This window comes from Tindallia texcoconensis (genome assembly GCF_055383815.1).
Window position 1 is genome coordinate 2294808 of record NZ_AP042431.1, and the last position, 12477, is coordinate 2307284.

The 12477-nt window shown below is 39.2% G+C and carries 11 protein-coding genes; 9 read left to right on the forward strand and 2 right to left on the reverse strand.

What is annotated here, in order from left to right:
• The first annotated feature begins 48 nt into the window (after positions 1-48).
• From hisH to proC, 9 genes are all read left to right on the forward strand, one after another.
• On the forward strand, positions 49-657 hold the full coding sequence (gene hisH / locus ACZ47N_RS10305) for an imidazole glycerol phosphate synthase subunit HisH (RefSeq protein ID WP_464886470.1): 609 nt from the start codon (positions 49-51) through the stop codon (positions 655-657).
• Positions 651-1364, forward strand: coding sequence for a 1-(5-phosphoribosyl)-5-[(5-phosphoribosylamino)methylideneamino]imidazole-4-carboxamide isomerase (gene hisA, locus ACZ47N_RS10310; RefSeq protein WP_464886471.1), 714 nt, complete (start codon positions 651-653; stop codon positions 1362-1364). Before hisH ends, hisA begins: the two co-directional genes overlap by 7 nt.
• Complete coding sequence (hisF, locus tag ACZ47N_RS10315; RefSeq protein ID WP_464886472.1) at positions 1361-2116, forward strand: imidazole glycerol phosphate synthase subunit HisF; 756 nt, start codon at positions 1361-1363, stop codon at positions 2114-2116. The genes hisA and hisF overlap by 4 nt, the downstream gene beginning before the upstream one ends.
• A 14-nt stretch (positions 2117-2130) precedes the next feature.
• The gene (hisIE, locus tag ACZ47N_RS10320; protein ID WP_464886473.1) at positions 2131-2787 is read left to right on the forward strand and encodes a bifunctional phosphoribosyl-AMP cyclohydrolase/phosphoribosyl-ATP diphosphatase HisIE; all 657 of its coding nucleotides are present in this window, start codon (positions 2131-2133) and stop codon (positions 2785-2787) included.
• A 152-nt stretch (positions 2788-2939) separates the two neighbouring features.
• On the forward strand, positions 2940-3479 hold the full coding sequence (locus ACZ47N_RS10325) for a hypothetical protein (protein ID WP_464886474.1): 540 nt from the start codon (positions 2940-2942) through the stop codon (positions 3477-3479).
• A gap of 170 nt (positions 3480-3649) precedes the next feature.
• Positions 3650-5050, forward strand: a complete 1401-nt coding sequence (gene pepV / locus ACZ47N_RS10330) for a dipeptidase PepV (RefSeq protein ID WP_464886475.1) — start codon at positions 3650-3652, stop codon at positions 5048-5050.
• Between the two features lie 101 nt (positions 5051-5151).
• Positions 5152-6753, forward strand: coding sequence for a cardiolipin synthase (gene cls / locus ACZ47N_RS10335; RefSeq protein ID WP_464886476.1), 1602 nt, complete (start codon positions 5152-5154; stop codon positions 6751-6753).
• A gap of 84 nt (positions 6754-6837) precedes the next feature.
• Positions 6838-8622: a bifunctional diguanylate cyclase/phosphodiesterase gene (locus ACZ47N_RS10340; protein ID WP_464886477.1), complete on the forward strand. Its 1785-nt coding sequence runs from the start codon at positions 6838-6840 to the stop codon at positions 8620-8622.
• A gap of 31 nt (positions 8623-8653) precedes the next feature.
• A complete protein-coding gene (proC, locus tag ACZ47N_RS10345) occupies positions 8654-9481 on the forward strand; it encodes a pyrroline-5-carboxylate reductase (protein ID WP_464886478.1) in 828 nt (275 codons plus the stop codon).
• On the opposite strand, the gene trhA is transcribed toward proC, so the two are convergent.
• On the reverse strand, positions 9478-10107 hold the full coding sequence (trhA, locus tag ACZ47N_RS10350; protein WP_464886479.1) for a PAQR family membrane homeostasis protein TrhA: 630 nt from the start codon (positions 10105-10107) through the stop codon (positions 9478-9480). The genes proC and trhA overlap by 4 nt on opposite strands.
• Positions 10108-10242: 135 nt before the next feature.
• A complete protein-coding gene (locus ACZ47N_RS10355; protein WP_464886480.1) occupies positions 10243-12465 on the reverse strand; it encodes a DNA gyrase subunit A in 2223 nt (740 codons plus the stop codon).
• Between the last annotated feature and the right edge of the window lie 12 nt (positions 12466-12477).

Below are 12477 nucleotides of genomic sequence, written 5' to 3' on the forward strand. Positions count from 1 at the left end.
GTTTAAAAAAGATGGGAAGCGATTTTGATCAAGAACGGAGGGGACCAGTTGATTGGCATCATCGATTATGGAATGGGTAACTTAAAAAGTGTTGAAAAAGCCTTTGCACGCATGGGTTATGATGCTAGGATAACGGATCAAATTCAAAAAGTAAAAGATGCTAAAGCTTTGGTGATTCCAGGGGTTGGCGCATTCCCTGATGCGATGGATCAATTGGAAAGAACGGGATTGATTCAATCTATTCGGCAGGGAGCTGCTGCAGGAAAGCCAATCTTGGGGATTTGTCTTGGGATGCAGGTCATGTTTGAAAAAGGGTTTGAAGGCAATGAACGAGAGGGTCTTGGGTTGTTTAGGGGAAAGATTCAGAAAATTCCTCCTGGATTTAAAATTCCTCATATGGGATGGAATCAGCTTGATGTGTATAAAAAGAATCCCGTATTGAATGGGATTGAAAACAGGACATTTGTCTACTTTGTTCATTCCTACTATGCGGAGGAGGTAGAAAAAGAAGATTTAGTGGCAACAGCAGAATATGGAATCCAAATTCCTGCTGTAGTGCAGAAAGGAAACATGATTGGATTACAGTTTCATCCAGAAAAAAGTAGTGAAAAAGGGCTTCAAATGATTAAAAATTTTGGGGAGTTGAGCAAATGCTGATTTATCCGGCAATTGATATAAAGAATGGAAAATGCGTTCGATTAACCCAAGGAATGAAAGAAGAAGAAACCATTTACTTTGAAAATCCTTGGCAAGTGGCCCTAGACTGGCAAAATAAGGGTGCTAAACAACTTCACCTAGTGGATCTGGATGGAGCCTTTGACGGGATATCCGGAAATTTAGAAGCTGTTAAAAAAATTATAGAAAAAGTTGAAATTCCCGTACAAATTGGTGGCGGTATCCGTCAATTGGATACCCTATCAAGGCTTCTGGATTTGGGTGCTTGGCGCTGTATTTTGGGTACCAAAGCCTTGGAAGATCCAGAAATGCTCAAGGAAGCCATAAAGAGGTTTGGAGATAGAGTTGTGGTTTCTGTTGATGCGAAGGACGGAAAGGTAGCCATTGAAGGATGGACAAAAGTAGGGAATCAGGATGCCCTTGAGTTTATTCTTCGATTAGAGGAAATGGGTTTGAAAACCTTGGTGTATACAGATATTGCTAGGGATGGGATGCTGAAAGGCCCTAATATTGATGCTCTGAAGCGACTCTTAAGTGTTGTTTCCATGGAAATTATTGCTTCTGGAGGCGTCTCTTCTCTAGAGGATCTTTTTGATCTTAAGTCTATTGGAGCTAATGGAGCCATCGTCGGAAAAGCTTTATATGAAGGTGCTATCACCATGAAAGAAATAGAGGGTGCGGGCCTATGATTACAAAAAGAATTGTACCATGCTTAGATGTAAATCAGGGCCGCGTCGTAAAAGGTGTTCAATTTGTGGATTTAGTGGATGCTGGGGATCCAGTGGAAGTGGCATCGGAATACAATCGACAGGGTGCGGATGAGCTGGTATTTCTAGATATTACGGCTTCCAATGAAGACCGCAATATTATTCTGGATGTAGTAAGCCGAACAGCGGAACAGGTGTTTATTCCATTAACTGTGGGAGGGGGTATTCGATCTGTTGAAGATTTTAGGGCCGTGTTAAAAGCTGGAGCAGATAAAGTATCCATTAACTCTGCAGCTGTAAAAGAGCCAGAACTCATCACCCGATGTGCAGAACGTTTTGGAAATCAGGCGGTGGTGTTGGCGATTGATGTTAAACGGCAGGAAAATGGTGAATATCATGTATATATTAAAGGCGGTCGGGAGAATACAGGCAAGAAAGCCGTTGCTTGGGCAATAGAAGGGGTAAAAAGAGGAGCTGGAGAAATTCTACTCACCAGTATGGATAAAGATGGTACGAAAACTGGGTACGATCTTGAAATTACGAGGAAAATCAGTGAAGCAGTTAATGTTCCGGTGATTGCATCTGGAGGAGCTGGTACAATGGAGGATTTCTATGACGCTTTTACAGAGGGAAAAGCAGATGCGGCCTTAGGGGCATCCTTGTTTCATTTTAAGGAAATTGACATTCCTCAGCTGAAAAAGTATTTAGCAGAAAAAGGTGTGATCATACGTTAAGGAGGAAAAGGATTATGGGAAGGGATGAGCAAGCAAAAAACGATGATTTGGCAGAGGGCTTGGATTTGATTTTTGATGAAAAAGCCTTAATACCAGCCATTATCCAAGAAGAATCAACGGGTCAAGTTCTTATGATGGCCTATATGAATCGGGAATCTCTGAAAAAAACACAGAAAACTGGAACCACTTGGTTTTATAGTCGTAGTCGGCAACAGCTGTGGAATAAAGGAGAAACCTCAGGGCATACACAAGAGGTGTGCAGTATTCATTATGATTGTGACGGAGATACATTGCTTTTACAGGTACGTCAAACTGGAAAGGCCTGCCATACCGGAGAAAAAACATGCTTTTACCGGCAGTTGGGAAAAGCTGAAAATCGAAGCAACCATTATCCGATATTAAAGACCTTGGAAAGTATCATAAAAGAACGTCGAGTACATCCGAGAGAAGGATCGTATACCAACTACCTGTTTGATAGTGGTTTAGATAAGATGTTGAAAAAAGTGGGAGAAGAAGCTTCGGAAGTAATTATAGCTTCTAAAAATGAAAACAAAGAAGAATTGATAGGAGAAATAAGCGATCTGGTGTACCATATGATGGTATTGATGGAAGAAAAACAGGTTACATTGGGAGAAATAGCAGAACAACTAAGGAATAGGCATGGAGAATAGAATTTTTTAATAAGTCATTATGGGAATGATGGATTTTGTCCTGGCATTACAAAAAACAACATATTTATTAACAACAGGTGATGTGATATGCTGTAGTAGGAAAGTAATATGAATAACAGACAATCGCATGGCGGGTGGAGCAGGAGGAAATCATGAGTAAGGTACGAGGAGCTACATTAGGGTTTATGTTGCTGGTAGTGATGGCATTGCTAGCCTTAATGCTGTGGCAGCAATGGGAAAAAGGAAACATGAAACAGGAACTAAATCAGATGCGTAAAGAAGTTACTAAATATGAAAAATATATGGCGCGATATGAAGAAGAGTACGATTTGATCTTTGCAGGAAGTCGTACTCAAATTATGCAAGAAACAGAAGAATGGCAACAGGTGGCTCAGCAAATTGACTCCAAGCAGCAAGAAGAGATGATAGAGCAATTAGAAATGCGGAGCGAAGATCAACAGTTTTCCTTCTGGGTTCCAGGACCAGAATATGGGTTGGTTGTTTTTCATTATTATGGAAATACTGCAAACGCCTTTCAGGTCCGATCTGTCATGACTAGGCCTTATCATCTGCATGTTTATATGGAGCAGATAGAAAGAAATACTTTCAACGGACAAAGGCAAGGACAAGTCATGATCATGAAACTAGAGGGTGAATATCAGCAACAATTTTTGCAAATCCTTAAGTGGTAGTCCTGCTGGGAGTAGCGAAAATGTAAGGCTACAACATGTATAATACGAGTGATTCTTTCATGAAATTTTTAAATTGAAATAAGATTGTAATGGCTTATTCTGCCTAAAGCCACTATACTAAGTATAGTGGCTTTAACTTCGAAAGAAATCAAACTTGAGGAGGCGAGGGAATGGAAAAAATAGATCGTTTGATAGAGAAACATCAAGAAGAACTCATCGAATCCGTTTGTGAACTGGTTCGGATCAAAAGCGTTAAAGCAGATAAATTTGAAGGCAATCCCTTTGGTAATGGGGTTGGACAGGCTTTGGAATATATGCTAGATAAAGCCAGATCCATGGGGTTTGATGTAGAAAATGCCAACGGATATGCAGGGCATGTAGATTTTGGTGAAGGAGAAGAAACACTGGGGGTACTGGTGCACTTGGATGTTGTTCCAGAAGGAGATGACTGGGACTTTCCACCCTTTGGTGGCGAAGTGCATCAGGGGAGAATCTATGGACGTGGAGCTATTGATAATAAAGGGCCTGCTGTTGCATCTCTTTATGCGATGAAAGTACTCAAAGAACTTGGAGTTGAACCAAACCGAAAAATTAGATTGATTTTTGGTACAGATGAAGAATCTGGTTGGGAAGACCTAGAGTATTACTTTAAGCATTATCCAAAACCCGATCTAGGTTTCAGTCCAGATGCTTCTTTTCCAGTGATTCATGGTGAAAAAGGCATACAAATCTTTCGATTGATCCACGTACTAAAAGAGGATGAACAGCCTATTCAAATGATTCGAATGGAAGGTGGAAATGCTGCCAATATGGTGCCAGATCGTTGCGAGATTGAGTTGGCTATGGCAGAAAATGTTAAACAAATGTTGGGGAATGCACTGGACGAATTTGTGAAAAAAACAGGGTATACGCTTCACTTGGAATCCAAGGGCGAACATATAATTATCAAAGCCAGAGGCATATCTGCCCATGGGAGTAGGCCTCAAAAAGGAAAAAGCGCTATTTCGCATTTGTTCCTATTTTTAGCCCAATGCCCAGGGCTAAATGCATCTTTAAAGGAATTTGCAGGATGGTATCAGGAGAAAATTGGTTTAGAAGTAAATGGGGAGTCTATTGGCTGTGGGTTTGAGGATGAAGTATCCGGCAAATTAGCGTTTAACGTGGGAGTGCTCTTAGCCAGCTCCACTGGTCTTAGTATGACTATTAACACAAGATCTCCTATTAGTATCAAAGCCAAAGAAGTATTTGAAGGGATACAAAAAGAGTTGAAGGAAGATGGAATGCGATTAGAAATTGATGAAACGATTGAGCCTTTATACGTACCAAAAGAAGATCACCTAGTACAGCAGTTGATGGGAGTTTATCGGGAGGTAACAGGAGATATGGATAGCCAACCCATCACAATTGGAGGAGGCACTTATGCTAGAGCACTACCTAAAGGAGTTGCTTTTGGTGCTTTGTTTCCAGGACAGGACGAATTGGCTCATCAGAAAAACGAATTTGTCGCTATTGAGGACTTACTTAAAATGACTACTATTTATGCTAGAGCATTGTATGAATTAACTCGATAGAAGGACAAATACATTATCCGATTAACAATTGACCCTGGGACTTCAATAGGGTAAAGTGGAAAGCAAAGGCAAAGAGAGACGACATAGAGGAGTGCTGATCCATGGCTGCTATTAAAAGACAGTCTTTCAGAACGTTACGGAAAATGCTGATGCCAAGAACCTTTTTTCTCATGATTGCTTTGTTAGGGCAGATGGTAATTCTGGTGGCAGTCATTAGTAGGTTTAATGAATACTTTACCGTATTCTATGTATTTAGTATTTTTTTGAGTTTGATGGTATTTTTGTGGGTGATGAATAGTAAGATTAATCCGGCATATAAAATTGCATGGATTATACCAATCTTGTTGTTTCCTATTTTTGGAGGATTATTTTATCTGTTTTTGGGTCGAAGTCGATTAAGTCGAAAAATCACACAACAGATGAAGGCTTATGAAATGAATACAATGAAAGCCTTAAGGCATCAACGAACCAAAACAGAGGAGTATTTAACCGAATTAGAAAAAACAAATTATGATTCCGCCATTCAAGCACGATATATTAACCATTATGGCGGGTATCCTCTATACCCAGATTTCTATAGCCAATACTTGGGTACTGGTGAAATTAAATATGAACGGCTGCTGGAAGAGTTGGAAAAGGCTAAGCATTACATTTTTATGGAATATTTCATTATTGAAGAAGGACTCATGTGGAACCGTATCTTGGATATTCTAAAAAAGAAAGTCAATCAAGGGGTAGATGTTCGTCTGATTTACGATGATGTAGGATGTATCTTTACACTTCCACATGGGTATAACAAAAAGCTAGAGGCTATGGGGATAAAATGTTGTATTTTTAACCCTTTGATTCCTATTTTATCCTTAAGGCAGAATAATAGAGATCATCGTAAAATAACCGTGATTGATGGCTTAGTCGCCTTCACTGGGGGAATCAACCTTGCGGATGAATATATTAATGAAATTGAGAAATTTGGACATTGGAAAGATACGGCTATTCTTATTAAAGGAGAAGCTGTATGGAGTTTTACAGTTATGTTTTTATCCATGTGGGGCTATTTGAGAGGCGTAAAAGAAAGTTTTAATGATTTCTATTTAACATCTATATTGCAAGATGAAAACTGCCTTCTTTCTTCTACAGGAAGGCCGTTTACATCAACGGGTTATGTTCAACCCTTTGCTGATAGCCCTATTGATAATGAACCAGTGAGCGAAACTGTGTATTTAAATTTGATTGGCCGTGCGAAAAAATATGTCTATATTACTACTCCCTACTTAATTCTGGCCAGTGAAATGGTAACGGCACTTTGTGCTGCTGCCAAGGGAGGTGTGGATGTTCGGATTATAACTCCACATAAATGGGATAAACGATTGGTACATGTTGTAACACGCACTTTTTATAAAACATTAATTGAAAGTGGTGTTAAAATATATGAGTATACACCTGGTTTTATGCATTCAAAAACCTTTGTGGTAGACGATATTCATGGGGTGGTAGGAACCATTAATATGGACTATCGTAGTTTGTACCTTCATTTTGAATGTGGAGTATGGATGACAAATACGAATGGGATTCATGAATTGAAAGACGATTTTATAGAAACCTTAAAAGTATGCCAGCGGGTAACCATAGAAGAGTATCGGGAAATCAAATGGTACAAAGCTCTGGCCGGTTCAATTCTCAGGATTTTTGCACCTATGTTGTAAAAGGATGTGTAAGAAAAAGACTAAAAACAGGGTACGATGGGATTATATAGATAGAGATATTTGCAGGAGGGTGTTGGCTTAGGAATGATGGATAAACAAGCAAGAAAGGAAAAAGAGATAAAGGAAGAAAAGGTGCTGCTGGAAGAAATGCAACATCTTTATCAGGAATGCCGTAACTACAAACTTATGGTGGAGGGTTCCAACGATGGTCTGTGGGTCTGGGATTTAGAAAAAGATCAGTATGAAGTATCAAAAAAAGATCTGGAGCGCTATGCTTTTCGTTTGGATTCCTCAGAAAAAAGCATAGAAGAATGGAAAATCCTTATTCATCCAGAGGATCAAAGGAAAGCCAAAGAAACCCTTGAAAGTTTTCTTTGGTGTGGGGAAGGTATTTACGAAAGTGTCTATCGTTTGAAAGGGAGAGATGGGCATTATTACTGGGTTCTTAGTAAAGGCGTGGCACAAAAAAGCGATCAAGGAAAAATTATTCGTATGGCAGGATCGCACACAGATATTACTCAGCAAGTGAAGTTGGACAAAAAGTTGTACCAGATGGCATATTACGATAGCCTTACGCACCTGGCAAATGCAGAAAAACTGAGAGAGTATTTTGAATCGGAAAAAGAAAAAGCGGATAAAGAAACAAAAATGGCATTGCTGTACATAGATATTGACAATTTTAGTTATGTGAATAATACCATGGGATATAAAATTGGAAATAAAATGATTAAGCAAACAGCAACCTTGTTAGAATCGCATTTTGGAAATGAACATTATGTGGCTAGAACAAGTGCAGATGAGTTCATTATCCTTTTGATGGACTTTACCAAGAAAGAAGAACTTTTAACAGAAGTAGATCGTTTTATGAAAAAAATAGGGTCACATCCTTTTTATTTGAAAAAGCAGCCTATTTTGCTGACTTTTAGTGCAGGAGTTGCGTTGTTTCAAGAACATGGAAATACATTTTTTGAACTACTACAAAAGGCGAATACAGCCCTCTACTGTGCCAAACGCAATGGGAAAGATCAGTCTGTTCTATACAACGAAGAGATGGAGACATATGCCTACACCTATATTGATTCTATTCAACAGATACGCTACGGGATTGAAAATTCTGAGTTTAGAGTGTATTACCAACCTATTGTAGAGGCACCTTCTGGAAAGTTATCAGGTCTAGAGGCTTTGGTGCGGTGGTATCATCCTTTTAAAGGGCGAGTATCGCCGGATCAATTTATTCCACATGCAGAACAGTCTGGCCAGATCATTCAAATTGAACAGTGGGTCGTGGAGGATGTTTTTCGTCAATGTTGTGAATGGATGACGACCCATGAAATGCCAAGTTTTATATCGATTAACCTTTCGGCCAAAGGATTAATTGAAAAAGGAATCAATGGATTTTTAGAAACTCTTTTACAAAAGTACCCAATCGATCCAGGAACAATTGAATTTGAGATTACTGAAACAGCACTGCTGGATAAAATTGATACAACCATGAAAGTGTTGGAAAAGTTGAAAAAACAAGGATTTCGTTTGGCTTTAGATGACTTTGGAACAGGGTATTCCTCCTTGAATTATCTCAATCGATTACCTATTGATCGCATTAAATTGGATAAGAGTTTTATTGATACCGTGGAAAATATGGAAAAAGATCGGATGATGGTAGAGGCAATTATTCAGTTGTCTCATAAGATGGGATTAAAAGTAGTGGCTGAAGGGGTGGAAACGGCATCACAGCAAGAAGCATTGATGGGATTAAGCTGCGATTTTATGCAGGGATACTATTATGGCAAGCCACAGCCTTTTAAAACGTGGAAAACCTATTTGGCTGAGTGTAGCTTTTTATTAGGCGTATTGTTTTCCTATCATTAATATGACAGCGAACAAAAGGAGTGTATTAAAGATGGATAAAACCATAGGATTTATTGGTGCTGGTAATATGGGGAGTGCCATGATAGGTGGAATTATAGATGCAGGATTTACACAAAGGGAAAAAGTTTTTGTCTTTGACGTAAACAAAGAAAAAGTGCAGTCTCTGGTTAAAGATTACGGAATTCAGACAGTAGATTGTCTGGAGGATCTGTTGAATCAGAGTCGGATGATAGTCGTGGCTGTAAAACCAAATATGTATTCGTTGGTTTTGGAGGAATTGAAAGAAGGATTAACGTCGGAACATATGGTCATTACCATTGCAGCTGGTATTTCATTAAGACAAGTTGAAAAGGCAATTGGTAGCCATCAGAAAATCCTTAGAAGTATGCCAAATACACCTGCTTTAGTTGGGAAAGGAATGGCTGCATTATGTGCCAATAACCAGGTATTAGCAGAGGAATTTCAACTGGTTGGTGAGATGTTTAGCAGTTTTGGAAAATGGGAAAAAGTAGATGAAAGCCTAATGGACAGCGTGATCGCTGTAAGTGGTTCTGCGCCAGCCTATGTATTTCTTTTTATTGAGGCCATGGCGGATGCAGCAGTACAGGGAGGGATGGATAGGAAACAGGCCTATGCATTTGCATCTCAAACGGTGATGGGGGCAGCTTCTATGGTGAGTGAAACTGGTAAACACCCAGGAGAACTAAAAGATATGGTGTGTTCTCCTGGTGGAACTACCATCGAAGCAGTGCGAAGTTTGGAAAAAAATGGGTTTCGTAGTGCTGTGATGGAAGCGATGGTGGACTGTATGAATAAATCGGTGAAGATGACTGGGGGAGAAGGAGATGACAGCCTTTAACCAAGGGCTATAAACACAAGAAAATAATGGAAAAGCCCACCTGCTAGAATAAACAGATGGAAAATTTCATGAAAACCAAAGCCAGGTGAAATCACTGGCTTTTTTACTATATAAAAAATGGAACCAATGGTGAAAGCGGCGCCACCAGCGAAAAGCATTATAATAGAAGGAATATCCATGGCGATCATCAAAGGCCTGATGGTAAAAATGGCAGACCAACCCATTAATAAGTAGATAACCGTGTAGAGCAATCGAGGGGCTTTGAGATAAAAAAACTTGAAAAAGAAACCAGTTAAAACTAAGGTCCATTGAAAAATTAAAATGCCCCATCGAAGGCTACCGGATAAATAAGCCCACACTATAGGCGTGTAAGTTCCAGCGATCATAACAAAGATAGCGAAATGATCTAACTTTCTCCAGAAGGAAGCTTCGCCCTCTTCTTGTTTATGATAATGATAAAGAGAACTAGCTGTGAATAAAAATGTGATGGAGGAGCCATATATAAGGGCCAATAGCCGATAGGAAAGTTGATTTTGGGCTTGGAAAAATAAAACGATAGCCCCTAAGGCTGATGCTACAGCGCCTATAAGATGGGTATAGAATGAAATACGTTCTGTTGGTTGCATAGTGAAACATTCCTTTCTGATGTTAATCGATTCCCATAGAAAAGTAATAAATGGAATATCCAGATTGAAAGTCTGTGATGTATTATAGTATATCTTATAATCCTCTCGAATCATAGGCACAAAAAAGCGACGATATTAATCGTCGCTTTTTTGAATAAGTTCAAGCAATGAGATGTTTTCGGTGGATTCACACGCATCGGTGAGGCTTAAGGAATCGGTTTTTTTTAGATAAGTGCCAACGGCAGGAATCTTGGCTCGATAGTAGTCAGGATTTTCCAATCGAACTTGGTCAAAGTTCATTATAGCTACCAATGTGCTATTATTTTTAGATTTTAATACCTGTACGCCTACGGAATTGCGTGTTGTTTTAGGATTGATTTGTGAGGTATCGAAAATCAGTACTTTATTGATGCTACTGACAGCAATTAAGGGTTGCTCTTCCGTAAGGAATCGTATTCCACGGAGAGGGTGAGAGGCGTAGGCATTTGCCAAGACCTTACGATTCGTTTTAGTTTCGTAAGCACTTAGTGGGATTTTAGCCATTTTTCCATTCTCATAAGCAAATAGAAAATGCCCTACATAGTCTGAAGTTGCAACAGCAAAAAGAATTTTTTCTTCAGGATCCATGGCCACTAAGTTAGGTAAATACAAGCCTAAGTCACTGGTTTTAAGATCGTCAAGCTCGTAAAGCTTGAGTTTATAGGCCTTTTGAGCCGAAGAGATAAGCAGGAGATCATTTTTGTTTTCGCCTTCGATTTCTCGGATAATGTAATCGTTAGGTTTTAGTTTTTGCTCAAAATTTCCTCTTAAAGAGGTAAGAGGTATTTTTTTTAGGTAGCCATCTCTTGTTAAAAAAACTTTTACATTATAATGACTAATCATGACTGTTGGTGCTGATTGAGGAAGGTCATCCAGATGGACAATTTTTGTACGCCTTGGTTGACCATAGGTGTCTCGAACACGTTTTAAATCATTGATGATATACTCTTTTTGTCGATCAGGACTATTAATCAGATCCTCTAAGTTCTTAATGGTAGAACGAAGGTTTTTTAGTTGTTTGGTTTGCTTCAATAAATGCTCACGGTTTAAATGGCGTAGTTTGATTTCAGCTACATATTCAGCCTGCATTTCATCAATAGAAAAAGCTTCCATTAAATTCGGGACTACTTGTTTATCTTTCTGTGTTTCTCGGATGATTCGGATAGCTTTATCGATATCCAGAAGGATTTTTTCTAGTCCTTTCAATAAGTGAAGGTTTTTTTCTTGTTCTGCCATCTCGTAGGCAAACTGTCGCTTTAAGCAACCTTGTCGAAAGGAGAGCCATTCTTGTAAAATGCCTAAGACGCCTAAGACTTTTGGATTACCATTTACAATTAAGTTGAAATTACAGCTAAAGGTGTCTTGAAGGCTAGTTTGTTTAAAGAGGCGTGTCATGAGCTGTTCTGGGTCTGTATTCTTTTTAAGGTCGAGGGTAAGCTTAAGTCCTTTTAAATCCGTTTCATCACGTATATCATTTATTTCTTTTAGTTTTCCTGCCTTAATAAGGGTCACTAATTTTTCCATAATTGCTTCTAAGGTAGTGGTATAGGGGATTTCAGTGATTTCAATGCAATTATCTTCTTTATGATGGGTATAGACGGCTCTTAAAGAGAAACCGCCATGACCAGTTTTGTAAATCTGGTGTAGTTCTTTTTCGTCATAGAGCAATTCGCCACCAGATGAAAAGTCTGGTGCTTTCAGGATAGAAAATACATCTTCTTTACGATCTTCTAAAAAAGCAATGGTAGCATCGCATAGTTCTGTTAGATTGAAGGAACAGATGTTGCTGGCCATCCCTACGGCAATGCCTTGGTTAGGATTAGCAAGGATGCTAGGGAACGTTACCGGGAGTAATACTGGCTCCTTAGTAGTGTTATCATAGTTTGGAACAAAGGGAACCGTATCTTTGTTAATAGCTAAAAAGAATTCGGATGCAACCGGCATTAGCTTGGCTTCTGTATATCTTGGAGAGGCAAAAGCCATATCTCGGGAATAGCATCGACCAAAATTTCCTTTGCTTTCTACTAGGGGAAGCAGTAGGCTTTCGTTTCCTTTCGTCATTCGCACCATGGTTTCATAGATGGCCATATCTCCGTGGGGGTGAATTTTCATTGTCTGACCAACGATGTTAGCAGATTTGGTGAGGCTACCTTTTAACAGGCCCATGCCATACATGGTATATAGGAGTTTTCGGTGAGAAGGCTTCAATCCATCAATCTCTGGAAGTGCTCTGGAAATAATAACGCTCATGGCATAAGGCATATAGTTAGTTTCTAATGTGTCCAGCACATTTAATTGTTGTATGGTTGGTGATTTCAAGGGAATTCTTCC

Bases quoted from the DNA above. Each gene is read 5' to 3' on its own strand.
- proC (WP_464886478.1), top strand. From the start codon at position 8,654: ATGGATAAAACCATAGGATTTATTGGTGCTGGTAATATGGGGAGTGCC.
- pepV (WP_464886475.1), top strand. From the start codon at position 3,650: ATGGAAAAAATAGATCGTTTGATAGAGAAACATCAAGAAGAACTCATC.
- cls (WP_464886476.1), top strand. From the start codon at position 5,152: ATGGCTGCTATTAAAAGACAGTCTTTCAGAACGTTACGGAAAATGCTG.
- hisF (WP_464886472.1), top strand. From the start codon at position 1,361: ATGATTACAAAAAGAATTGTACCATGCTTAGATGTAAATCAGGGCCGC.
- ACZ47N_RS10340 (WP_464886477.1), top strand. From the start codon at position 6,838: ATGATGGATAAACAAGCAAGAAAGGAAAAAGAGATAAAGGAAGAAAAG.
- ACZ47N_RS10325 (WP_464886474.1), top strand. From the start codon at position 2,940: ATGAGTAAGGTACGAGGAGCTACATTAGGGTTTATGTTGCTGGTAGTG.
- hisIE (WP_464886473.1), top strand. From the start codon at position 2,131: ATGGGAAGGGATGAGCAAGCAAAAAACGATGATTTGGCAGAGGGCTTG.
- trhA (WP_464886479.1), bottom strand. From the start codon at position 10,107: ATGCAACCAACAGAACGTATTTCATTCTATACCCATCTTATAGGCGCT.
- hisA (WP_464886471.1), top strand. From the start codon at position 651: ATGCTGATTTATCCGGCAATTGATATAAAGAATGGAAAATGCGTTCGA.